Below are 24,265 nucleotides of genomic sequence, written 5' to 3'. Positions count from 1 at the left end.
ATAGTTGCGTACAATTTATTTGTTTAATCACAGTCTTTTATAAGTCATCGTTAAGCCAGTCAACGATGTCTCACGGTTTCTCTCATAGTGGTTTGTTCTCTAATTTTTGATTGCGGATCGCGTAAAGGCGATAGATGGTCATTAAATTGGTCAGAATAAAGGTGATCTCAACTAAGGATCCTCCGATGGAACCAAGCCAAATGTTGTGAGTTACCCAGCAGAACGAGTTAAACAAAATGAGGCAGCGAAGGGTAATGCCCTTTTTGGTAAACAGAGCCCAAGTGCCCACCGACGACCCGATGACTGTCATAAGTTCGAACATGCTAGAGATGTTTGGGACTGTCATTATCCACATGGTCGTGATGAAACACCACATCACGACGCGAGATTGTGTTTTTATCGATAAATAGCTTCTTATGGCATTTAATGTCACACCGATAGCCGCAACTGTGGCGCCCATTAAGACGAAATGAATCGCCATAATGAAGCAGAACGTGGTCATGTGATAACGAAAGCGAATATCGTCTTTTTGCCAGAATGCCATCACACCGAAGATAAATGCGATGCCTCCAATAGCTTGTGCAATGAGATTGTCCAACGAGCGTCCCTATTAAAATGAACCGACAAAAACGAAATAATGAGCTGAGTGGCAGGCCACCCAGCTCATTTTTATAGCGAAAAGGGAGAGTTAGTCCCTAAGCTCGAAGTAACGTTTTGCGTTACCAAAGCAGATATCTTCAACCATAGGTCCTAGCAATGACAAATCATTAGGCACCTCGCCATTCTCTGCCCAACGCCCAATCATGTCACACAGTATGCGCCTAAAATATTCATGACGAGTGTAAGAAAGGAAGCTACGAGAGTCGGTCAACATACCAACGAACTGGCTGAGTAGACCAAGTTGCGACAGCTGCTCCATTTGGCGCTGCATGCCGTCTTTTTGGTCGTTGAACCACCAACCCGAACCAAACTGTATCTTGCCCGCAATGCCTCCCCCTTGATAGTTACCAATCATGGTGGCCATCATCTCGTTATCACGTGGGTTCAAGCAGTACAAAATAGTGCGTGGCAGCTCATTAGTTTTATCCATATCGTCAAGCAGATGTGCTAGCTCAAATGCGAATGGACGATCGCCAATCGAGTCAAAGCCTGCATCAGCGCCTAACAACTGGAACATACGAGTATTGTTGTTGCGCTGAGCACCAATATGTAGCTGCATCACCCAGCCTAATTGCGCATAACGCTTCCCAAGCCATACCTGAACAGCCGTAGAGAACTGAGCACACTCATGCTCAGTCAAACTTTCGCCGTTTAAGCGTTTGGTGAGCAAGGTGTCTAAATCTGATTCTGTCGGGATAGGCGCATAGCGTACTATCTCGATGCCATGATCGGCGGCGCGACAGCCATGCGCGTCGAAGTGCGCTAGACGCTTATCAAGCGCAGTGGTCAAATCACTAAAGCGCTGGATGTTGATGTCGGACGCTTGCCCTAGTGCGTGCATATAGTCTGCAAAGCCATCGAGCTCAATCTTAAACGCTTTATCTGGACGCCAGCTAGGCAAGACTTGGGTCGTGAAGGACGCGTCATCAGCGATAGCCTTGTGATGTTCTAAGGTATCGATTGGGTCATCAGTCGTACCCGCCATGACCACATTCATCTGCTGCATAATGCCCCGAGCGCTAAACTCCGGCGTTGCAAGCATCTCGTTACACTGATGCCAAATTTGCTCAGCCGTTTTTGGGCTGAGTAGAGTACCAGTGATACCGAATGGGCGGCGTAGCTCAAGGTGGGTCCAATGATACAGTGGATTACCAAGTGTTTGCGGAACGGCTTTTGCCCACGCTAAGAATTTTTCATGATCGCTAGCACCGCCAGTAATCAAGTGCTCTTCAATGCCAGCAGAGCGCATACCACGCCATTTGTAGTGATCGCCCTCTAGCCAAATCTGGGCTAGGTTATCGAACTGGCGATTTGTCGCCACTTCTGCAGGGTTTAAGTGGCAATGATAATCGTAGATCGGCTGTGAACTCGCATGTTCATGATATAAGCGGCGTGCAGTCTCGTTCGACAGCAAAAAGTCTTCACATAAAAAGTGCTTCATTGTTATTTCCTCTTATAAAGCCGAAACCGTGTGCTTTGCACCATGCTCAACCAGTGATTGATAGGCCGTGCTTACGGCATCGATAACAATGGGGTTTTGTCCAAGCTCGGTAGGAAAGATTGCTTCAAGCCCAAGTAGTGCTGGAACCACAGAAACGTTTAAACCATGTTGTTCACAGATGTGTTTTAGGGTTTCTGCCATTGGGTCGCGAACATCAATGGCATTACCTTGCTCATCGTTACCGGCGACGTATCGCATCCATCCCGCGATACCTGTAGCCAACCACTTAAAGTCTGAACCATTGTCGAGGTGATATTTAAGGCTGCCTCCCATGCGTTGCGGGATTTTTTGGCTTCCATCCATAGCGATTTGCCATGTCTTGTGCTTAAGGCTTGGGTTGGTAAATCGGTCGATGAGAAGCTTGGCGTACGCTTCCAGATTTGTGCCTTCAGGCATGGCTAATGAAGGAGCTTGTGCCAGCAGCATCATGTCAAATGCAGCTTTGCGGTAGCCAGGGTCAGTCATAGTGTCAGAGATATGTGCATAGCCCCCAAGATAACCAAGATAGGCCAGGAACGAGTGACTTCCGTTAAGCATGCGAAGCTTCATCTCTTCATAAGGCACCACATCCGCAACAAGCTCTGCGCCAGCAATATCCCAATTAGGGCGACCAGCAACGAAGTTATCTTCGATTACCCATTGACGGAAAGGCTCACAGGCAATGCCACAAGGGTCTTCTACACCAAGAAGCTCGGTAATTTCAGTCAAGGTTTCAGGCGTTGCGGCTGGGACAATTCGGTCGACCATAGTGCAAGGGAAAGTCACATTAGCTTCAATCCAAGAACCAAGATCAGAGTCGAGCAATTGAGCAAACTCTAGAATCGCAGCTTTTGCAACGTGGCCGTTTTCTTGCACGTTGTCGCAAGACATTACAGTGAATGGAGGCAGGTCTCGCTCTCGGCGGACTTTCAATGCCTGCACGATATATCCAAGAGCTGTTTTTGGTGCGGTCGGGTTTTCCAGATCTGCGATGACAAGAGGGTTGTGTTTATCTAGCAGACCGGTTGCAGGGTCTGCGCAGTAACCTTTTTCTGTGATAGTCATAGAAACGATGGCGACTTGCGGCTCAGCCATTTTTTCGATGACGGCTTGGATACCGTCTAAATTTGGATGCAGAGATTCGGTCACGGCACCAATCACCTTGATCTCGGTGGAAGTCGCGCCTTTTTCAGCCACTGAGTATAGGTGGTCTTGCTCGCGAAGTGATTTAATAAGGTCCTCACCTCCAAAAAGGTTGACCTCACAAATACCCCAATCGCTGTCTGATTTTCTTGCTACTTCGTCAGTAAACAGACCTTGATGGGCACGATGAAATGCCCCAAATCCAAGGTGGACTATGCGGCTTTTAAGTTGGTTTCTTGGGTAAAGAGGAGTGTTTACGCCGTCATTCAGTTTTGTGTTGGCAATTGATTTCATTATTGTTTCCTTGTACCCGCTGGCATGCCAGCGGGTGATTAATTGCTTATGTCGATTAGTAGCCTAGAACCAAGTTCGGAAGGAATAGGCTTAATTGAGGAATGAAGGTCACTGCCAACAGCGCGAAAATCAGTGCGGCGTAGAAAGGCAGTAGTGGTTTAATTACCTTATCGATGGAGATATTCGCCACCGAGCAACCGATAAAGAGTGCACTACCTACTGGAGGAGTACAGATACCAATAGCAAGGTTAAATGTCATCATGATGCCGAAGTGCACTGGGTCGATACCAAGGTCAAGGGCGATCGGTAAGAAGATAGGTGTAAAGATAAGAACAGCTGGTGTCATATCCATAAAGATGCCGACGATCAGTAGAATGACGTTGATGATGAGTAAGATCATCAGTGGGTTCTCTGAAACAGCCAGTAAGGCATCTGAGATCATGTATGGGATATCAGCATTCGCCATGGCCCAAGACATCCCCATCGAAGCACCGACCAGAAGTAGCACGATCGAAGTCGTTACCGCAGACTCCAGCACAATCTTAGGCAGGTCACGCCATCTCACTTCACGGTAGATAAGTACCGCAAGAATAAAGGTGTACATGACCGCAATCGCTGACGCTTCAGTTGCAGTAAAGATGCCGCCAATGATACCGCCCATAATAATGACGATAAGCATAAGTGACGGCGCTGCCTTCAAAAAGGTATCCCAAACCATTGCTAAGCTAGGGCGCTCAGCAATCGGGTAGCCGCGGCGTTTAGCAATGAATCCTGCCACCATCATTAGGCTCAAACCCATGATAAGCCCAGGAATGTATCCAGCAAGAAATAGCGCAGCAATAGAAGTACCGCCAGAGACCAATGAAAACACGATCAGTGTATTACTTGGTGGAATCAGCAGACCTGTCGGGCAAGAGGTAATGTTAACGGCAGCGGAAAAGTTCTCGTCGTAACCATCTTTCTTTTGCAGAGGTGACATAGTCCCACCTACTGCCGCTGCAGAGGCCACTGCTGAGCCTGAGATAGAGCCGAACATCATGTTTGCCATGACATTAACGTGGGCTAGTGAACCTGGAAGTCGGCCGCCGAGCACTTTAGCAAAGTTGATCAATCGAACGGCAATGCCACCTTGGTTCATGATGTTACCCGCCAATATAAAGAACGGAATTGCCAGTAGAGCAAAGTTATCAAGGCCCGCTGCCATACGCTGAGCAACAACAGCAATAGCAGGTTCAAGAGGTAAACTCATTAGAATAGTTGCTAATGACGACAAGCCAATAGCAAAAGAAACCGGAACGCCAATTGCGAGTAAAAACGCAAACGTACCGAAAAGGGTCAAAATTACTTGCCACTCCATATTGGAATACCTCTATTAATCCAGTTGAGAGCCAGCATAAGAGGCGTTGCCACTTGCTAACTGTTTGATTCGTTCAATAGCAAAAACGATCGAGTAGAAGATCATCAAAGCCCCGCTAATTGGCAGACAGAAATAGATGAAGCCCATTTCTAAGCCTAAAGCTGGAGTCACCTGACCCATAGCCAGCGTTTTCAACGCGAGTTTAGTGCCGCCATAAACAAGAACGACAAAGGCAAAGAGTGCAATCGCGAGCTGAATGACAATTTCGTTAATCGCTTTTTTAGTGCCTGTTAACTTCATGGTGAGCAGATCGATAGCGAGATGGCGCTTTTGACCCGTGGTGTAGGCTGCGCCGATTAGAGCAACCCACATAAACAAATAGCGGGCGAGTTCGTCTGTGACTGTGCTGGGCTTGCCGATCACATAGCGTGATATCACTTGCCAAATCACACAAAAAACAAGAAAGGTCGAGAGGGAGACGGTAAAACCCGCTAAGCCTCTATTAATGTAGGTGACCAATTTATTCATTCTATTTTCCTTTAGCGTGAATGTGCGCCTATTAGCATATTTTGGGTGACCAATTTGTGGCCAAGAGTCAGGCTTGCATAATAAACACACGAATTTTCGCTTTGGATTATAGCTACAGACCAAAAATGTTCATGTGACCCCACTCACATTCAGATTGGTTGACCAATTATTAGGGTTTTATTGTGATATTGGTCAATCAATTGATCATTTGGGTTTGACGGTATCGATGAGTATCGCCAATATTGCAATCGAAACAGCCAATACCCTACATATTGGATAACCAATCCACGGAGAAGACAGATGACAATGAAAAAAACGCTTGTAAGTGCAATGGTTGGTACTGCTTTAACATTTGGCGCTGCTGCATCGGCATACGCGGCAACGACAATAAAGCTAAGTCATAACCACCCACGTGATCATGCGGTACATAAAGCAATGGACTTCTTGGCGAAGGAAGTTCGTCAAGCGACAGATGGCGAAGTTCGTATTCGTATTTATCCAGATGCCCAGCTTGGTACACAGCGAGAGTCAATGGAGTTAATGCAAAACGGCGCGCTTGATATGGTGAAGAGTAACGCGGCAGAGCTAGAAGCTTTCTCTCCAGCGTATTCAGCATTCAATCTGCCTTATCTTTTCCGTGACAAAGACCACTACTACAGCGTGACCGGTGGTGAGGTTGGTAGAGAAATCCTTAATTCTTCGTCAGATAGCGGCTTCATTGGTGTCACTTACTATGATGCGGGTGCACGTAGTTTTTATACCAGCAAGCCAATTGAAACACCTGAAGATTTGAAAGGAATGAAGATTCGAGTTCAGCCAAGTCCATCGGCAATTGCGATGGTTGAAGCACTAGGTGGTAATCCAACGCCTCTTGCGTACGGCGAACTTTATACTGCGCTCCAGCAGGGTGTTGTTGATGCAGCAGAAAACAACATTCCTTCATTCAGCTTGAGTCGCCACAGTGAAGTGTCTAAGTACTTCAGTCTAGACGAGCACACCATGGTTCCTGATGTACTGGTTATTTCTACTAGTACGTATGACAAGCTGACAGAAGAGCAGAAGCAAGCACTGATGAAAGCAGCGGAAGACTCTTCTGAATATATGAAAGAGCTGTGGGCTGCATCAGAAGCGAAAGAGCGTGAAAAAGCCGAGAAAATGGGCGTGACGTTTGTTAAACCAAACAAAGCGGCATTTGTTAGCGCGGTACAACCTATGTATGCGGATATCGAACAAACAAAACCTGATCTTAATCAGCTAGTTGAACGCATTAAAGCGGTTCAGTAATCGATTGAATCATCGATAAAACTAAATAAAAAGGTGTTATCACAGAGTGTGATGAAAAGGTTGACCAATTGATCATAGCCTATATTATATTGAGATAATTATATTAGATGCAATACAGTGACAATATCATCATGATGCCCTTCGAGCCGAAAAGACCTTATCAGGAAATCGGTCTGAAACTAAGACAAGAGCTAATAGACGGTCGCTATAATGTCGGCGATCGCCTACCACCAGAGCGCGATATCGCGGAGCGCCTAGACGTCAGTCGAACGGTGGTTCGTGAAGCCCTGATTATGCTTGAACTTGAAAACTTAGTGGAAGTGAAAAAGGGCTCGGGTGTGTATGTACTGAACATACCATCTAATGCTAATTCTCGCTCAAATATTGTTGGAGATGATGCTGGACCATTTGAAATGCTACAAGCTCGCCAGTTACTAGAAAGTAACATTGCTGAGTTTGCAGCGATGCAAGTGACTCCAAGCGACATCATTCAAATGAGAACAGCATTGGAGCTTGAACGTCAAGAGCTTGCGAGTGGTACTAAGGATTGTAGTGGAGACGAAACTTTCCATCTATGTATCGCCCAAGCAACCCAAAACTCTGTCTTAGTGGATATGTTAAGGCAGTCTTGGAAGCGACGTGAAAGCAGCCCAATGTGGAAGAAGCTCCATTCTCATATCAATGGTCAAGATTACCGCGAAGAGTGGCTGCAAGATCATGCAAAGATTCTTGCCGCCCTTCAACGTAAAGATCCAATTGCCGCCAAAAACGCAATGTGGCAACACCTTGAAAACGTCAAACAGCGTCTACTTGAGCTGTCTGATATCGATGATCCTAACTTTGATGGTTACTTGTTCAGCTCCAACCCTGTGGTGTTGCTGGGCAACGATTAAACCTCACAACTGGCTCGACATGTCGTCGTAGTCGTTCGTTACAGCTGCTGTCGCAGCTGTCTTTGGAAGTCGTTTTTTGCACTTAGCTTGTTTTTACGGGCGGGTTAAGTGCGCTTAAAAGAAGGTGAAGTGTCATGGAACAAACTTGGCGTTGGTATGGCCCAAACGATTCGGTATCTCTAGATGATATTCGTCAGGCAGGAGCAACCGGAATCGTAAATGCATTACATCACATCCCAAATGGTGAGGTGTGGTCAAAAGAAGAGATACTAGAGCGCAAAGCGATTATCGAGAGCAAGGGGCTCACTTGGTCGGTTGTTGAAAGTGTCCCGGTTCACGAGGAAATCAAAACACAAACGGGTGATTTCCAACAGTGGATCGATAACTACAAGCAAACACTGCGTAATCTAGCAGAGTGTGGCGTTGATACCGTTTGCTACAACTTTATGCCAGTGCTTGATTGGACTCGAACGGATCTTGAGTTTGAGATGCCTGATGGCTCTCGAGCATTGCGTTTTGACCAGATCGCTTTTGCAGCATTTGAGCTACACATCCTAAAACGACCAGGTGCTAATGCTGACTATACCGAAGCGGAGCAGCAACAAGCGGCGGACTATTTCCAGAACATGACTGAGGAACAAGTTCAGCGCTTAACCAGTAACATCATCGCGGGTTTACCGGGTGCGGAAGAGGGCTACACATTAGAAGAGTTCCAAGCGCAACTTGATCGCTATGCTGATATTACTAAGGACAAACTGCGCGAACACATGGCGCACTTCCTGTCAGAACTCATGCCAGTATGCGAAGCGCATGGATTGAAACTTGCGGTGCACCCAGACGATCCACCGCGTCCAATTCTTGGCTTACCAAGAATCGTCTCGACCATCGAAGATATCGATTGGTTGACTGAAAACGTGCCAAGCAAAATGAATGGACTTACCATGTGTACGGGCTCTTATGGGGTACGTGGTGATAATGACTTAGTCAAAATGATTAAAAAGCACGGCGACCGAATCTACTTTACCCATTTGCGCTCAACTAAGCGTGAAGAGAGTAATCCAATGACATTCCATGAGGCGGCTCACTTAGATGGTGACGTAGACATGTACAATGTCGTCATGGCTATCTTGGATGAGGAGCATCGCCGCTCGGAAAAAGGTGATAACCGCCTGATCCCAATGCGACCAGACCATGGTCATCAGATGTTGGACGATCTAAACAAGAAAACAAATCCAGGTTACTCCGCTATTGGGCGATTGAAAGGTCTTGCCGAAGTCCGAGGCCTTGAAATGGCGCTCAAGCGCGCCTTCTATACCAAATAAACTGAATTATCCTGAAGAGCCAGCATGCCGTTATGCTGGCTCTTTTACATATATCAGGGTGTAGAATTTTTTACCTTAACGCTAATTTGAACCCACCCCACAATTTGTATTGGGTTAGATTGCTGCAACGAGCGTTGTTCGCTAGTGTGCGATGAAATCGTCTGTAAAAAGGTTTGTTAGTTGTCTTCCATTAGAAAGCGAGATGCCTTGCGTGGCGTCCTTAAATTGAGTGCCTGCTTGCTCGGTCTTTCATTGCTGTCAGCGTGTGGCGGCGAAGGTGATTCGGGGAATGCTACTCCTGGATATACTCCTCTCACTCAAGATCAGCGCTATGATCTTCTCTATCGAGCGACATTTGGTCCCAAGCCAGATTCCTATCAACAGTTAGCTAATCTCGGCTATGTTGCTTGGCTCGATCAGCAGTTCTCGATGGTGCCAAGTTTGCACTTGCCGCGACTTAAACAGTATGAGCTAGAGCCTGGAAAGGACAGTTACAATCAATCAGATCGTGCAGCAGTATGGTGGGATTTAAGCCTTAATGCTCCCGATCAGCTAAGGCAGCGAGTTGCATTTGCACTGAGTGAGATCTTTGTGATTTCACGATATGGCGCCAGTTTGAATGGCCGCCCACAAGAGATGGCCGATTATTACGACATGCTTATCACACACGCTTTTGGCAACTATCGCGATTTGATTGAAGCGGTGACTCGGCATGCGGCGATGGGCGATTACTTGTCCATGATGGCAAATCAAAAGGCCGACCCTGAGCGCAACCGCTATCCTGATGAAAACTATGCTCGAGAAGTGATGCAGTTGTTCAGCATTGGCCTTTATGAACTCAATCAAGATGGGTCAGACAAGCTTGATAACCAAGGACGACAAATACCGACTTATTCTCAAAACGATATTGAGAACCTGGCTCGCGTATTTACTGGTTGGCACATTGCAGAGAGAAATCAGTCAGGCTGGGGCTCTAAAGATGGCAATTGGTTTGTACCTATGATTGCTTATCCTGAACGCCATGATGATGAAGAAAAGGTGGTGATGGGCGAGGTTTTTGCCCAAGGTCAAACACCTGAACAAGATATGGCGCAGGCTATGGATATGTTACTCAATCACCCGAATACCGCGCCATTTATTAGTAAACACCTTATCCAAAGACTGGTGACTTCTAACCCTTCTCCCGCATACGTGGCGAGAGTCAGTGCGCTGTTTGTCGACAATGGCAATGGAGTACGGGGCGATCTTAAAGCGGTGATTCGCGGCATCCTAACTGACAGTGAAGCGCTTAACGGTAGTGAACGAACGCCAGTTAAGATGAAAGAGCCGTTAATCGCGATGACTAACTTCTTCCGAGCTCTTGAAGCGAAATCCGCCGATCCTTCAGGCCGTTTCTATAACTCTATCAACACCTTTGGCGCTTATGGACAGTCACCGCTGGGCTCTCCAAGCGTATTTAACTTTTTCTCTCCCAATTATGCACCCATTGGCGAGATTGCGGATGCGAATGATGTGGCTCCGGAATTTGAAATACTCAGTTGGAACAACTTCATTCTGACCAACAACCAACTTTGGTCTGCATTAGGTAGAACAAACTATGAGGGTGAAACAAACCCGAATCGTATCGTGATCAATACTGCACCGCTCGAAGCGATAGCTAATGATCACCAGGCATTGATTGATGAAATCGAAAGACGTCTGTTGTCGCAAAGAATGAGTGAGTCTCTTCGAGTGATAGTTTTAGAAAGTTTAGAAAGTCTTCGCGATACGCAGCAAAGTCTAAAGGTTCGCAATGCGCTCTATATTGTGGTGACCAGTCAAGAATTCCATATTGAGGAGCTTGCCCAATGATTTCTCGTCGTCAATTGTTAGCGGCTATGGCCACAACACCCGTAGTATCGATGATGGGCATCGGCTCGGCACATGCGCTGCCAACTAATGATTACAAAGCCCTGGTATGTGTGTTTTTGTTCGGCGGGAATGACGGCTTTAACATGCTGATCCCAAGTGACAATACACACTACGATGAGTATGCCACTGCTCGTCCTGACATCGCTATACCACAAGCCTCATTGCTGCCAGTATCGCTCAATACCGGTTCAGACCTGACATTGGGGATTCATCCTTCAATGCCGGAATTACAGAGCCTGATGAATACAGGTAAAATGGTTCCAATTGCTAACAGTGGAGTGCTGATAGAACCGTCAACAAAAGCAGGTCTGGAAGACGGTACGCACGCGATGCCACCATTTCTATTCTCTCACAACTCCCAGCAGGCGGAGTGGCAGCGTGGCTGGTCTGGCAGCACGACAACACTTGGCTGGGCAGGACGATTAATGGACGTGCTTAGCAGCGAGTCAGATACGATTAGCCCAACGTTTAGCCTTAATGGCTACGCGCAGCTGCTTAATGGCACAGAGCACAGCGCCAACCTCATCAATGCCTCATCGCTGCCGCAAGTGAACGCCATCAAAAACGACCAGCGCCGCGAGAGCTTTGACAAGGTAATGAGCCTATCCCCATTGACGGCCTTTGGGCGAGAGTTTGATCGCGTGAAGGGCGACTCAATTTCAATACGAGACAAACTTGCAACGGCGATTGAATCAGTACCAGAAGAAGATCACTTCCCCGATATATCCTTAAGTCACCAACTCCACACAGTCGCGAGGCTGATCAAATCAAGCGACCAGCTTGGGCACCAAAAACAAGTCTATTTTGTTGGCTTAGGCGGTTTTGACACCCACGCTAACCAGTTGGAAGACCACGCTATATTGATGAGCGCATTAAGCCAATCGTTAGCGGCCTTCAATCAATCAATGGAAGCCTCAGGGCTAGGTGATAAAGTCACAACAATGACGATGTCTGATTTTGGCAGGCGTCTTGCCAGCAACGGTACAGGAACCGACCACGGCTGGGCAAGCAATCACCTAGTGATGGGCGGCGCACTAAACGGCGGCCAGCTATACGGTCAATGGCCGTCGCTAATCCTTGATGGGGAAAATGACTTTAACAAAGGGCGAATGATCCCAACGACTTCTGTCGAACAGATAGGCGCGACAGTGGCGAAGTGGATGGGGGTGAATAGTGACAGCGCGATGAATTATATTTTCCCGAATTTAGCCAACTTTTCTCTTCAGGATTTGGGTTTTTTGAAGTAGGTGGAAAATCAGCTTGTCATGAGTTAGTGCGTCGCAATTGATGCACTAGAATATGTTTATCTAAAGCAGAGAAACGGACGGAAATAGGTGTCAATGACATGAATGGCAGTAAGAAACCATCGATTCTAGTTGTATGCATGGGCAGCACAGCTGTTTCTTTTAATTGATTGAAAAATCGAAATAAACTTACGTTTCCAAAATTGCTCCAATGAAAGTTCTCCAAAATGTGAGCTCATTTTAGGTGCGCTTCAAAGAGGGTATAGGAGGCGTAGTATGAGTTACTGGGTAACGTTTGTTTGTAGATACCATCTCTTAATGCAATCAGCTAGCACTGTCCTGGATAACTTGAGGACTATATTTGGTCTGTGTTTTGAGTACCCCAAAGCAAATCTGAATTAGTTTTCGCATTGCCGCTCCCAGTGCTTGCATTTTGGTTTTTCCAGCTGCTAGCAACCTTCGTTTTTGCTCTTTGATATCGGGGTTGTGAGTGCTTGCGCTTACGGCAGCTAAGAACAATTTGGCACGAACCCTCGATGGCCCAACTTTACTCAATGTCGTTCTACCCTTGAGATTTCCCGATTCGTTTAATCGAGGGATGAGTCCTACAAAGGCCGCTGCCTGCTTTGCGCTCGAGAACTGTTTGGCACTAAATAGATAAACAAGCTCACGAGACATGACCTTACCAACACCAACGACACTAAGTAATAACTGATGGTTTTTCTTCATGATAGGGTCTGAGCTGATAGCTAAGTCAATCTCTTGCTCGATCGAGGCTATTTCTTTATCGATTAGGGCAATAATACTTTTTATCGAGATCCTTACTCTCTCATGAGCATCACTGATTTCGCTAGCTTCCAAACGATTTGATTCTCTCAATCTATCCTTTTCTAAAGCGCTAAGGCGACGGGTTAGTGATTTGATATTCTTGATATTTAGGCTATCCGGCACCCACAGATGGGCACGGCCTCCTTGTGCATCGCCATACAAAGCTAACATATATGAATCCGATTTATCGGTCTTATGTACAAGGCCCAGGGATTGAGAGAATTTTTTTGCTTTACCGGGATTAGATATGAACACCAAAAAACCAGCCATATGCAGGTGTAAAGCTATTGACTCATGGTAGATTCCGGTCGACTCCATTGTGATTAAGATATCTTCAGTTTTGCACTTTGCTGCTTTTAGCAACCAAGAGCTCAAGTCAGAATGAGCCCTGTTATCGTTCTTAAACTTGCGATATCGCTTCCCGCTCTTGGCTTGAGCGTTAAGTAAACAAACGTCTAAGCTTTCCTTACTTACATCAATGCCAACATTTATACTCATATCAACGACTCCAACTGTACATTCAGCATCATTAGCCCTAAAGCTATGTGCTTGGATACCATCCAGTATTTGAGTAAGTAAAATCAGGGGATAATCTACAGAACAATGTCGAGCATTACGTGGTCAAGCATCCTCACTGATTTTAGAGCTTGGAGATAGCTAATCATCCAAAGCTTCAACATACAAGTGGTCAACAAATTCCGGACACTAACTTAAGCCGATTTTCGGCAGTAACTGGCGACAGCCCATCATTTGCTTGATGAGGCCGTTGCCTGTTGTAGTAATCCATCAAGTAATAGCTGATATCCCTCTTTGCCTGAGTTTGGGTTAGGTACCCTGTTGCTGGTATCCATTCGGTTTTTAGGCTTCTAAATAGCCTTTCCATAGGAGCATTGTCCCAGCAGTTACCTCGACGACTCATGCTCTGAGTTATGCGATATCGCCAAAGCCTTTGACGGTATTTTAGGCTACTGTATTGGCTTCCTTGGTCTGAGTGAAACATCACATTATTAGGTCGTCCTCGTTGTTCCCAAGCCATGTCCAAGGCCTTGCAAGTCAACTCTGCATTAGGTTTGTCTGATAGTGCCCAACCCACTACACGGCGGCTAAATAGGTCGAGTACAACAGCCAGATAACTCCACTTTGAACCGCACCAGATGTAAGTAATATCGCCACACCAAACTTCATTTGGAGTGGCAACAGAGAACTCGCGCTTCAACTTATTAGGGATATCTGGTCGCTCTAGCTTAGCCTGCTTATAGTGATGCGAGCCCGGTTGTTTGCTTATCAGCTCTGCTTCTTGCATAAGCTTGCTTACTTTGAAGCGCCCGACATCGAAGCCTTCAGACTGCAGCATAGAAGCAAGAGTTCTACTACCAGCAGCGCCACGACTCATGTTAAAGAGCTGCTTAATTCGGCTGGCTAACCGAATGCGATTAGCCTCCGGCTTTCGTTGTTTAAACTCGTAGTAGCAGGAAGACGCGACATCAAACAGCTCACAAAGAACTTTGACCGGTTCATGCTCCCTCAACTGGTCAATTAGCGAGAACGTTCGAGTTCGTCCGACATTAAGAGAGCAGTAGCTTCTTTAGTATGGATTTTTCTCTTTCTAAGCGATTAATCCTAGCTTCTAACTCTTGGATCTTCTGTTGTTCTGGCGTCAGAGCTTTAACCGTTGGCGTTTCTCCGCCACGCTCAATCTTTAGTTGATCGACCCAGCGTCGTAAGGCCGTATCACCAATGTCTAGAGAGCGTGCCGTCTCAGATATAGAGTAACCTTGATCAAGAACCAAGCTTGCAGCATCTACTTTGAACTCAGAAGAAAATGTACGTCGTTGTCGTTTTGTCATTGAACACCTCATGTATGGTGGAGACTTTACCACCTAATTTGATGTCCGGGATCATTAAACCACTACAGTTTTCAGAAAACTGAAAGGATGAACGTTTAAAATAAAGATAGTCACGTATTCCTCTAGCTAAATCAATCCTATCTTAAAGGATATGCGGTGTTTTGGGCATATCTGTCCATGGAAGCTTGTGATTCCTTTGATCATGGCTGAGTCCCTCCAACTTGTGAGTTCTAACTCCGACAGTGAACTCCTGCTGTAACTGTACTTCCATTTACATTTCATTATTTGAACTTAAGAGCTTTTGGCAGCCAACCGCAAGATTACGTGGAGGACCTTGTCACGAGAAGGGAAGCTCATTCTCTTGAACGGAGTAGAGGATTACATGTTAGCGATAAATTGCCCTTTGTCACTCGTTTGTATCGTATGCGCCATCGCCCAAGATTTCGTAGAGCAACCTTGGTCAACCGCGTTAATCTTGCTTGGGTTGTATCGCTCATTTACTGACTCTTCGTTAATCCAAAACGTGAGTGACATATAGTTGCTTAAGGTTTATTTCACTTGATTTACGCAACAACGCCATAAATAGCGTAACGATGGAGTGATTCTATTGTTACGCTTACAATATAACACTAAGTAAACAACTAAATTATCAATTAAATATGATTACAAGTAAGGAGATTACACTTGTTGGAACAATAACCTAGTGCATGATAAATGAACGAATAATCTATAAAAGGTCGAGTTAAAGAGATAATAATTTGAGTTCTCCATCACTTACGGATTGTTACGTTTAAATTCAAAAAATATCCGAGTAAAAAACCAATGCAAGAACTTGCAATGAAACTTGTTTAGTACTAGTGTACTAGTCTAATGATTTGAATGGCGCTTATAAATTATGGTGAATTCTGTGTTGTATATTTGTAAGGTAATTTCTGTTCGTGGCTTTAGGTAAAATTTTTAGATTAGAGAAAAAATATGAAAAAAAATATTCCGGTGAAAATTAATCGAGAATTTGTCGAATATGAATCTCCAATTACATACTTCAGTTTTTTGAGGAAACAGTTTGGGGATGAGGGGGTATATATACTGGAGTCACTAAGCGGTCCTGAAGAAGATACTAAAAGCTCTCTGATTGGATTTGATAGAATTATCCGTATTGAAGGGTTCAAAGACTACATCTCAATTAATTGCACACTACCGAAATTGTTACAGATTCTAAAGTTTAATCTTAAAAAGTATAACGTGGAACAAATAAATGTTTCGACTTTAAATATAAAAAATGGTGATCCAGATATAAGCGTGGAAATCCTGAAGTCTGTGCAAGGAAGTTTTGATTATAAAGGCAATAACAAAGGTTATGAGTTCGGTTATTTTGGTTACTTTGCTTATGAAATGATTGATAGATTTGAAGAAATCAATATTAAAAATAAGCAATCTTCCTTTCCTAATCAAGCTGATATGGTATTTGATGTGTATGCGACAACAGTACAATTTGATCTTGAAAATGAGGTGTGCGAGATAGTTAGAGCAGAGTCTCCATACTGGGATACCTCAGCAATTGATTTTTCTACAATTAACAGAAAAAAAATTGATACATTAGATGACATGCTTGTATCAAAACATTGCACATCTATATGCGGAACGATGAGTAAGGATGAGTTTTTTAATCGTGGTGAAACTGTTATGAAACATATAGAAAAAGGTGATGTCTATCAGCTACAGCTTGGTCATGAGATGCTAATTAATAGTTCCACACCTCCATTTGAAGTATACAAACGCATGCGTGAGAGAAATCCCGCTCCATATATGTATTATGCCCCATTTGGAAATGTGCAATTGATCGGTGCGAGCCCAGAAGTGTTTGTAAAACTTGAGGGAAAACAAATTACGATGCGTCCTATTGCTGGCACAGTAAAACGATCTTCTAACAAATTAGTCAACGAAATAATCAACAAAGAATTATTAAGTAATGAAAAAGAACTTGCTGAACATTTGATGCTGGTTGATCTATGTAGGAACGATATTGGTAGAGTAGCGCAGCACAAAACTCTTGATGTTACTAATCTAATGTGCATAGAAGAGTATTCTCATGTGAACCATATAGTGTCCACTGTGTGCGCGGAACTTTCTGAGCGACACGATAATTATGATCTACTGTGTGAAACATTTCCTGCTGGGACGATGACAGGAACTCCAAAGGTTAGAGCGATGGAAATAATAGAAGGTCTAGAGAAAACGACAAGGGGAATATACTCTGGGTTCGTGGGGGTTGTGGATTTTAATGGTTACTCTAATACTGCATTGGTTATTCGGTCAACAGTATATTCGAATGGGTTGTATAGTATTCGTGCATCCGCTGGGTTTGTTGCTGATTCAACATTAGAAGGAGAGTGGAACGAATCAATCGCCAAGCTTTCCATGGCATATTGGGCAATTACAGGTAAGGAGATGGGTAGATGAAGTGCTTATTAATTGACTCATACGATAGCTTTGTGCACATAATATACCAATACTTGGAAGAGTTAGATGTTAAGACAGAAGTTGTGCGTAGCAATAAGCTTTCCATTGATGATATAAAAGACATTGACCCCGATTTCATTGTATTGGGTCCAGGCCCAGGACATCCCTCAGAGTCAATATACGCCTCCGTTTTAGAACAATTTAAGGGATCCATTCCAATCCTTGGTGTTTGTCTCGGTCATCAAGCTATATGTATGTATTTCGGGGCAACCATTGTTCAGGCTCAAAGCCTGGTGCATGGAAAGACAAGCTTAATAAGAAATGATAAATTAGGTGTTTTTAAAGATCTACCAAGCAAATTTAGTGTAACTCGTTACCATTCATTAATTGCAAACCCTGAAACGATTACAATACCACTAAAAATAACAGCAACATCTGATGATGAGAACTATGTTATGGGAGTTAGACATTCTAATTATCCTATAGAAGGGATACAATTTCATCCCGAGAGCATCAGAACAGAGTTTGGTAAAGAGTTATTTTTGAATTTCATTGATGTTCATGTTCGTGGTTGATATAAGTATATTTTAGAGAGCGTATACTGCTGGTGATTACATCTAACTACTTTATATAGTAAACTGTGAGGCAATTGTGTCTCACAGTTTTATTCACATTGAAGTAATAAAAACTTAGTAATTTGATGCGCACACGTATCTTAAAAATGGAATGTTAAACAAATGTTAAGGGATGGGGGTTGTTTGTGAGGCGAGAGTTAATTGAATCTTCGGAATTCAATTGTGAGGTAATACCAAAATATCATGATGAATCACCATTTCTTTTTAGTTCTCCCAATACTTCGATGTTGGCTTTGGGAATTAAAAAGGAAATAAATACCTTTATTCCGTTCAAAAAGCTGTCCGATGAAGCTACTAGGTTGATAGAAAGTGCAAAAGTGGATAGCAATGATAATCCGGTGTTGTTCGCCGCTGTACCTTTTGACGAAAGTACTACAACTAGAATGGTTATTCCGGAGAAACTCTTATTATCAAGTAGACATAAAGCTGATATTACTTCGTCAAATATGGCGAACAAAGCTTGCACGCTCTGCTCGTCATCAGAGGAATACTATAGGTCTGGTGTTAAAAAGATACTAGAGAGAATTGAGTCGACAAACTTAACCAAGGCTGTTCTTTCTAGATTTGTTAAATTGAAGTCTCAACATAAAATTGAGAGAGCTAGATTACTTCAAAACTTGATGTACTCAAATCCAGAAGCGTATATATTTAGCGCTCAGTTGGAAGATCGAGTGAAGCTTATTGGCGCAAGCCCAGAGCTTCTGTTATCTAAAAAGTCAGCAAATATCGTATCTAACCCACTAGCTGGTTCTAGGCCTCGGTCAAACAATCCGATAGTGAATAAATCCTCTACGCTTACCCTTTTAAGAAACGCAAAAGATTTACTAGAGCATTCAATTGTTGTGAAGGAAGTTGAGAATGTTCTAAGAAAGTATTGTACTAATCTAAACGTTCCCCAAATACCTTCAGTTGTTGAAACTGCAAATATGCTACATTTGTCTACAAAATTAGAAGGGGTTGTTGACCAATCACATATCAATTCTCTGCAGATTGCTGCTGAACTTCATCCAACGCCTGCAGTATGTGGCTTTCCATATTTGGCAGCATATAAATTGATCAAAGAGTTAGAAGGTCATGAGCGAGGATACTATACTGGCATGGTAGGCTGGTGCGATGCGAGAGGGAATGGCCAGTGGGTTGTTACAATCCGTTGTGCAGAGATATCTGATACTGAATTATGTTTATATGCAGGGGCAGGCATAGTAAGTGGCTCAAACCCTGACTGTGAGTTGGTTGAAACAACATCAAAAATGAGCACGATATTAAGTGCGGTTAATATTATGCTTACCGAATCTTATACATAAATTTAAACTTAGTAGTTAGTTCCGAACTTAAGGTACCGCTATTCGCTTAACTACAGTGGTACCTTAAGTAGTGCGTCACTTGTCAAGTTACATGCCTGTACAGGGCTAATCCAATTGCCATTGCTAGAAGTACTACTGAGCAGATCTGGTTTAATAATGACAACCTTGATAATGAAAGATATTTTGATGCTTGATAGCCCGCCAAAGCATAAATTAACATTATAGCGACATCAATCAATACTGTCGCGGTCGCAAAAATTACATATTGAATAAGTAAAGGATTCGTTACATCTAAAAATTGAGGAAGGAAGGCTCCGAAAAAAAGTAACCCCTTTGGATTTGACAACGCTGCAAATAGGTTTCTCCTGAATGCTATAGAAGGACTCCTTACACAAGTGGATTTGAGCTTACTAGCTGATAACGCTTCAGCCGAAGGAGATGAACGCCATAAACTATATGATATAAAGATCAAATATGCTGCACCACAATACTGAATCATTGAAAACAAAAATTCAGAATTAGCTATTATAACCCCCAAACCTAAACCTACTGCGCTGATCAGTATGATATCCGAAAGGGCGGCTCCAGCGATGCCATATATGATGACCTTTTTGTTCTCGGTTGTTCCATTTGATAGTGATAATAACATCGTTGGACCAGGAATAACTGTTACTGTAAATGATGCTATACAGTAAAGGATAATTGTACTAACCATCTAAATCTCCATTAAATTTTTTCCATAGTACTTTCAAAATTTTGTTTGTGAACTCAAACAGTAAACATTTTGAACTAAATTTGAAGTGCATCGAGTTTGTGTGCATTTAGTTGCATCATTTCGTGATATACGATTGACATCATCGGTGTTTGAATCTTAATCTGAATGTGCTACCAAACTAGTCAGCTAGTATGGTGTTTGGATTCTAATCTGAAAGGATAAACCAACACACTTACCAAATATGGAGATATAAATGGACAATCAAAACTACGATGAAGTTGTATATAAGGCACAGAAAGCGGATTGGGAAAAGTGGGCTAAGCCAGGGGCGGAGGGGCGAGTGAAAATTTTTAATTCGAATGGTAAACGTATTCGTATGCTCGAGCTTCCAGCTGGCTTTGATGAAGAACACTTGTGCCTGATTGGTCATCAAGGTTATGTATTAACCGGTAGCTTCACGATTATAGTCCAAGGGAAGGAGCATAAATGCGAGCCAGGAGATTTTTTCTCAATTCCAGATGGTGTTCCTCATCGCTCAAAAGGAGATGACAACGATAAAACAACTGTATTTGTTGTTGATGATATTCAATTAACGGTCTAGATACGCAAAGACATCGAGAAGACCACATATTAAGTCACTTTTAAAGTACTACTTAGAGTTAAGCGAAATTCAAAAATAGAGTAATGTGAACATGTGCTTATATTAATCGATGTGACATGTACTCGGGATAGAAATGGTTAAGAATCTAAAAGAAACCATATGTAGACTAGAGACGTATGGTATTAAACTTGAGCGCATAGAAAAAAAACTATCTGCTCAGTATGAAGTTGCAAGCCACTATATTAATCATCAAGCGAAAGTTCCTGGTTCTCAATATAGTGGTGATGAGGGTGTATGCATTTACACCAATAATAATACTAGGTATCCAATCTTGATGGGATTGTTTGGGAGCAGAGAACTAAACCGCAATTTCATCAGGGAATGTTGCAAAAATATTAGAGATGAAGAGTCTTTTATAAAGCCTGAAATAATCAAAAGTCCTATTTGCCAATCTAATAGTTTGTCCTCAGGGCTTTTGTCTTTGCCTGCGCTGAAAATAACGCCAGATGATGCTGGCTTTTACCTTACTTCGGGGATAGTTTGCGCAAAGAATCCCAGAACAAACTCATTTTCTAGTTCTATACATAGGCTGAAAATACTAGATGATAGTCGATTAACTCTAGCAATGCGTCCTTCTGGAGGGCTATTCAAGTGTTATCAGGAGGCACTAAGTAAGAATGAAAAGCTACCAATTTCGATTAATATTGGAGCTCCGCCAATTTACTACTTGCTTACTTCAATAGCAAACTCAACGATCCATAATGATGGGTGTAAAATATCTTTAATGGGTGGCAAGCTTGGCTATCCAGTAAGATTAGCAAAAGGCGCCACTAACGATTCGTATTGCTTTTCAGATAGCGAGTTTGTTATAGAGGGAGAGATCAGTCACGAGTTATCGGATGAATCTTCTTCAGATCAATACTCGATGCCTGAATTTCTTGGTTATATGGGAGAAAGTAAAAAACAGATTCCCGTAATAAATATAACAGGGATATTATACCAAGATAACCCTATTTTTCAGACTTTTTTAGGGCCGGGTAAGGAACAGTCTGAGTTACTTGCAATTCCTACCGAAGTTGCGATATACAATCTTTTAGAAAGAGAATTTGACAGCCATTTTAAGGTAAGTGACGTTCATTTACCTACTTCTGGCGGAGGGCAGCTGTCAGTGGTTGTAAGTATTAAAAGACTCACATCATTATTACCCTTTGACAAATTAAGAAAACGTATTTATCAAACCCATCCGCTTTGTAAGAACATATATATTGTAGATGATGACATAGATATATTCTCTCCTGAGGATTTTCTCTGGGCTTTAAACACTAGATTTCAACCTTCAAAGGATATGTACTTGGAGAGAACTAATGGCTTACCTATGGACCCGTCACAGACATCACAGTACTTCGATGGAACTGGACCTGCCAATGATTTAGTTCTATATGACCTGACAAAACCACAAATAATGCAAAATATCTTTCAAAGATACAACGTTAGACTATAGGAAATCATGCGATGGAAAATAAACTACCAACAATCGACTCTATTAGACAAGAGATTAATATTATCGATAGAGAACTAGTTCATCTTTTGAGCAAGAGAACAGAGCTTGCTCTCAAAATATCGGAATTAAAACCCAATGAAGTTGGAGCTGTAAAAGCAATTGACCGTGTAGAACAAGTCATTATCCACGTCAGAAATCTTGCACAAGAGCAAGGTGTTGATGAGGATTTTATTGAAAGAATATATCGCCTTATAATTAAGGAACTGACTAATTTCCAGTTGGCTGAAAAAGGATTATTAGTATGATTGAAAGTTTGAGTTATGACAGCAAAATTATAGAATTGTGTCCCGAACTATATGTATGTTGTATAGGTATTGATAATCTATCAATTGATTCTAATAACTATGATTTGGTAAGTGGGAATATTTCAGATGCAAGAATTAAACTAAAAAAATACAAATCAGAAAGCTCCATTTCGTCAATAAGCTTGTGGCGAAGTGCATACCGCAAGGTTGGAATTGAACCGACGAAACACCGGATGGCTGCGGAGTCTCTTTTAAGAAGATTGCGAAAAAGCGGAGATTTGCCAAATCATTTACACCCACTTGTTGCTCTATGCAACTCTTTTTCAGTAAAGTATCACCTGCCTATTGCTGCATTGGATGCTCATAATATCTCAGGAAGGTTGGCGGTTTCGTTTACAAAAGGAGGGGAAAGCTATACTAACTTTCAAGGTGAGGAAATAGGTATGCCTTCTGAAGAAATTTCTTTTATTGACGAAGATAATGTTGCCCACGCTAGAAAGTGGTCCCATAAACAGAATGCGATCTCTGTTATTACTGACGAAACGACCCATGCCGTTGTGACAATAGAGTCGCTTGTCAGTTTTGAAGATGACTCCTTAAGGCTGCTATTACAAGAAATGGCAATTTCAATCAAGTCCATGTGGCCGCAATCAGATATTGTCTATGAAGTAAAATCTGCAAGAGATTTATTAAATAGCTCCTTTGAAATATTTTAATTAACTTATGTAATACAGAATGTAAATATTAGGGATAATAATGAGGACTGTTATCATTTCAGGGTCGGAACGACCTAATGGAATCACTCGATCGGTTTCTGAACAATTAAAAATGTCTTTTGAAGAAAAAAGTGTTGAGACTCATGTAATATACTTAAACAGCATTAATTTCTCTCCATGTGATGGTTGCGGTACTGATGATGGATGTAACTATCGCGATCATGCATGTGAAAAAGATGATGATATGAAGTATGTAATAGAAACTATGGTTTCTGCCGATATTATAATTTATGCAGCTCCAGTACATGCTTTTGGTATTTGTTATCTGATGCAAATATTTTTAGAGAGAGCTGGAGTAGGATATCTCAGGTTTAATCGCCCTTTGGCAAACAAAGTCGGTGGTTGCGTAATAGTTGGTCGTAAGTATAACCTAGGCAGTGCGCATGATCAGATACTAAATAATATGTTGTTGAATCGAATGATCATACCAGGTTCTGGTTTTCCAGTTTTAGTTCATGGTGATGAAACAACTAAATCAATAAAGAGTTGTGAAGAACTAGTGGCTCTTGAACAAATGATTAATAGACTGATAGAGATGGCAAGATCAATTGATTATACGTCACTGAATAATAAGGTTCCTAATGAAAGAATTTTATTGAATATCAAAGAGAAACAACCCTAATTATCAAAGTGTTGATTATTGGTGAATTCTCTTTTATACCCGAACTTGGTCGTGTTGTCCATATACTTTAAATATATAGGGGATATGCGATAAAGCTGACTATTTGATATTAGCTTTAATAGGTCGACTTGTTTGTTTCTTATACTCGATACGAATGAAAACTTTTTTGAATAGTTTTTAATTGCTAAAATTCGTTCTGTACCGGAAATTACATCAACCTTACCAATAATTTGGATTCCTTTTATTTTCTGCCACTCTTCGTATTGTTTAGATATGGAAACAGATACATTTGGGTTTCTAGCTATATTCAACGCGTGTTGAGTGTTGCTATTTGAAATAAAATATAAGTTTAACTTATGGTCATGAACATAAAATAAGTCTGAAGACCATGGTAAGTTATCTTGACAAGAGGCTAGTGAAAGCGTCGAGTGATCACTTAAAAAATTGTTAATTGTATCTATTAGTTTAGGTTCAATGTTCATTTTATTGGCTGATTTTTCTTCTCTTAAATCGCTAGTTTAATGATTTTTATGATAGTTTTCAACCACGCAACAT

The 24,265-nt window shown here is 42.5% G+C and carries 23 protein-coding genes and 1 pseudogene; 13 read left to right on the top strand and 11 right to left on the bottom strand.

What is annotated here, in order from left to right; genetic code table 11:
* Nucleotides 1-82: 82 nt before the first annotated feature.
* The 5 genes from ACVA6Q_RS14975 to ACVA6Q_RS14955 all read right to left on the bottom strand — a co-directional run bounded on the left by ACVA6Q_RS14975 (nucleotide 83) and on the right by ACVA6Q_RS14955 (nucleotide 5,462).
* Nucleotides 83-598, bottom strand: a complete 516-nt coding sequence (locus tag ACVA6Q_RS14975) for a YgjV family protein (protein WP_446648054.1) — start codon at nucleotides 596-598, stop codon at nucleotides 83-85.
* A 90-nt stretch (nucleotides 599-688) separates the two neighbouring features.
* Complete coding sequence (gene uxaC / locus ACVA6Q_RS14970) at nucleotides 689-2,101, bottom strand: glucuronate isomerase (RefSeq protein ID WP_446648053.1); 1,413 nt, start codon at nucleotides 2,099-2,101, stop codon at nucleotides 689-691.
* Nucleotides 2,102-2,113: 12 nt separating this feature from the next.
* Complete coding sequence (locus ACVA6Q_RS14965) at nucleotides 2,114-3,577, bottom strand: fructuronate reductase (protein ID WP_446648052.1); 1,464 nt, start codon at nucleotides 3,575-3,577, stop codon at nucleotides 2,114-2,116.
* Between the two features lie 55 nt (nucleotides 3,578-3,632).
* Nucleotides 3,633-4,934 carry a TRAP transporter large permease gene (locus ACVA6Q_RS14960; RefSeq protein WP_446648051.1) on the bottom strand — a complete coding sequence of 434 codons (1,302 nt, stop codon included), beginning with the start codon at nucleotides 4,932-4,934 and terminating at the stop codon, nucleotides 3,633-3,635.
* A gap of 15 nt (nucleotides 4,935-4,949) precedes the next feature.
* Nucleotides 4,950-5,462, bottom strand: coding sequence for a TRAP transporter small permease (locus tag ACVA6Q_RS14955; RefSeq protein WP_446648050.1), 513 nt, complete (start codon nucleotides 5,460-5,462; stop codon nucleotides 4,950-4,952).
* Between the two features lie 300 nt (nucleotides 5,463-5,762).
* Between ACVA6Q_RS14955 and ACVA6Q_RS14950 the strand changes: the two genes are divergently transcribed.
* The 5 genes from ACVA6Q_RS14950 to ACVA6Q_RS14930 all read left to right on the top strand — a co-directional run bounded on the left by ACVA6Q_RS14950 (nucleotide 5,763) and on the right by ACVA6Q_RS14930 (nucleotide 12,119).
* A complete protein-coding gene (locus tag ACVA6Q_RS14950; RefSeq protein ID WP_446648049.1) occupies nucleotides 5,763-6,746 on the top strand; it encodes a TRAP transporter substrate-binding protein in 984 nt (327 codons plus the stop codon).
* Between the two features lie 107 nt (nucleotides 6,747-6,853).
* Entirely contained in the window at nucleotides 6,854-7,639 is a 786-nt protein-coding gene (locus tag ACVA6Q_RS14945; protein WP_446648048.1) for an FCD domain-containing protein, read from the top strand.
* A gap of 134 nt (nucleotides 7,640-7,773) precedes the next feature.
* A complete protein-coding gene (gene uxuA, locus ACVA6Q_RS14940) occupies nucleotides 7,774-8,961 on the top strand; it encodes a mannonate dehydratase (protein ID WP_446648047.1) in 1,188 nt (395 codons plus the stop codon).
* A gap of 180 nt (nucleotides 8,962-9,141) precedes the next feature.
* Complete coding sequence (locus ACVA6Q_RS14935; RefSeq protein WP_446648046.1) at nucleotides 9,142-10,812, top strand: DUF1800 domain-containing protein; 1,671 nt, start codon at nucleotides 9,142-9,144, stop codon at nucleotides 10,810-10,812.
* Nucleotides 10,809-12,119 carry a DUF1501 domain-containing protein gene (locus ACVA6Q_RS14930; RefSeq protein ID WP_446648045.1) on the top strand — a complete coding sequence of 437 codons (1,311 nt, stop codon included), beginning with the start codon at nucleotides 10,809-10,811 and terminating at the stop codon, nucleotides 12,117-12,119. Before ACVA6Q_RS14935 ends, ACVA6Q_RS14930 begins: the two co-directional genes overlap by 4 nt.
* Nucleotides 12,120-12,440: 321 nt before the next feature.
* Here the strand turns inward: ACVA6Q_RS14930 and ACVA6Q_RS14925 are convergent, their stop codons facing one another.
* From ACVA6Q_RS14925 to ACVA6Q_RS14910, 4 genes and pseudogenes are all read right to left on the bottom strand, one after another.
* Nucleotides 12,441-13,442, bottom strand: a complete 1,002-nt coding sequence (locus ACVA6Q_RS14925; protein ID WP_446648044.1) for an IS110 family transposase — start codon at nucleotides 13,440-13,442, stop codon at nucleotides 12,441-12,443.
* A 190-nt stretch (nucleotides 13,443-13,632) separates the two neighbouring features.
* Nucleotides 13,633-14,791 (bottom strand): IS3 family transposase gene (locus tag ACVA6Q_RS14920; protein ID WP_446648043.1). Its coding sequence is split into 2 segments (ribosomal slippage): nucleotides 13,633-14,524 and nucleotides 14,523-14,791, totalling 1,161 coding nucleotides; the frame shifts between segments, so codons are not numbered across the junction.
* 234 nt (nucleotides 14,792-15,025) lie between these two features.
* A pseudogene (locus ACVA6Q_RS14915) lies at nucleotides 15,026-15,125 on the bottom strand (IS5/IS1182 family transposase); the annotation flags it as partial.
* Between the two features lie 44 nt (nucleotides 15,126-15,169).
* The gene (locus ACVA6Q_RS14910; RefSeq protein WP_446648042.1) at nucleotides 15,170-15,325 is read right to left on the bottom strand and encodes a hypothetical protein; all 156 of its coding nucleotides are present in this window, start codon (nucleotides 15,323-15,325) and stop codon (nucleotides 15,170-15,172) included.
* 441 nt (nucleotides 15,326-15,766) lie between these two features.
* Here ACVA6Q_RS14910 and ACVA6Q_RS14905 point away from each other — a divergent pair, with 441 nt between their 5' ends.
* From ACVA6Q_RS14905 to ACVA6Q_RS14895, 3 genes are all read left to right on the top strand, one after another.
* Nucleotides 15,767-17,251, top strand: coding sequence for an anthranilate synthase component I family protein (locus ACVA6Q_RS14905; protein WP_446648041.1), 1,485 nt, complete (start codon nucleotides 15,767-15,769; stop codon nucleotides 17,249-17,251).
* Nucleotides 17,248-17,826, top strand: a complete 579-nt coding sequence (locus ACVA6Q_RS14900) for an anthranilate synthase component II (RefSeq protein ID WP_446648040.1) — start codon at nucleotides 17,248-17,250, stop codon at nucleotides 17,824-17,826. The genes ACVA6Q_RS14905 and ACVA6Q_RS14900 overlap by 4 nt, the downstream gene beginning before the upstream one ends.
* Before the next feature lie 185 nt (nucleotides 17,827-18,011).
* Nucleotides 18,012-19,190: an isochorismate synthase gene (locus ACVA6Q_RS14895; RefSeq protein WP_446648039.1), complete on the top strand. Its 1,179-nt coding sequence runs from the start codon at nucleotides 18,012-18,014 to the stop codon at nucleotides 19,188-19,190.
* 82 nt (nucleotides 19,191-19,272) lie between these two features.
* On the opposite strand, the gene ACVA6Q_RS14890 is transcribed toward ACVA6Q_RS14895, so the two are convergent.
* On the bottom strand, nucleotides 19,273-19,905 hold the full coding sequence (locus ACVA6Q_RS14890) for a LysE family translocator (protein WP_446648038.1): 633 nt from the start codon (nucleotides 19,903-19,905) through the stop codon (nucleotides 19,273-19,275).
* A gap of 253 nt (nucleotides 19,906-20,158) precedes the next feature.
* On the opposite strand from ACVA6Q_RS14890, the gene ACVA6Q_RS14885 reads away from it, so the two are divergent.
* The 5 genes from ACVA6Q_RS14885 to ACVA6Q_RS14865 all read left to right on the top strand — a co-directional run bounded on the left by ACVA6Q_RS14885 (nucleotide 20,159) and on the right by ACVA6Q_RS14865 (nucleotide 23,710).
* Nucleotides 20,159-20,506: a cupin domain-containing protein gene (locus ACVA6Q_RS14885; RefSeq protein WP_446648037.1), complete on the top strand. Its 348-nt coding sequence runs from the start codon at nucleotides 20,159-20,161 to the stop codon at nucleotides 20,504-20,506.
* 133 nt (nucleotides 20,507-20,639) lie between these two features.
* Nucleotides 20,640-22,007 carry a UbiD family decarboxylase domain-containing protein gene (locus ACVA6Q_RS14880; protein ID WP_446648036.1) on the top strand — a complete coding sequence of 456 codons (1,368 nt, stop codon included), beginning with the start codon at nucleotides 20,640-20,642 and terminating at the stop codon, nucleotides 22,005-22,007.
* 11 nt (nucleotides 22,008-22,018) lie between these two features.
* A complete protein-coding gene (locus ACVA6Q_RS14875; protein ID WP_446648035.1) occupies nucleotides 22,019-22,312 on the top strand; it encodes a chorismate mutase in 294 nt (97 codons plus the stop codon).
* Nucleotides 22,309-23,028 carry a B3/B4 domain-containing protein gene (locus ACVA6Q_RS14870; RefSeq protein WP_446648034.1) on the top strand — a complete coding sequence of 240 codons (720 nt, stop codon included), beginning with the start codon at nucleotides 22,309-22,311 and terminating at the stop codon, nucleotides 23,026-23,028. Before ACVA6Q_RS14875 ends, ACVA6Q_RS14870 begins: the two co-directional genes overlap by 4 nt.
* Nucleotides 23,029-23,068: 40 nt before the next feature.
* On the top strand, nucleotides 23,069-23,710 hold the full coding sequence (locus ACVA6Q_RS14865; protein ID WP_446648033.1) for a flavodoxin family protein: 642 nt from the start codon (nucleotides 23,069-23,071) through the stop codon (nucleotides 23,708-23,710).
* Here the strand turns inward: ACVA6Q_RS14865 and ACVA6Q_RS14860 are convergent.
* On the bottom strand, nucleotides 23,707-24,192 hold the full coding sequence (locus ACVA6Q_RS14860) for a pyridoxamine 5'-phosphate oxidase family protein (RefSeq protein ID WP_446648032.1): 486 nt from the start codon (nucleotides 24,190-24,192) through the stop codon (nucleotides 23,707-23,709). The two genes, ACVA6Q_RS14865 and ACVA6Q_RS14860, sit on opposite strands and share 4 nt — an antisense overlap.
* Between the last annotated feature and the right edge of the window lie 73 nt (nucleotides 24,193-24,265).

The sequence above is a fragment of the Vibrio sp. DNB22_10_4 genome, assembly GCF_052879755.1.
The sequence above is the reverse complement of the archived record's forward strand: the minus strand, read 5'-3'. Positions and strand labels throughout refer to the sequence as shown.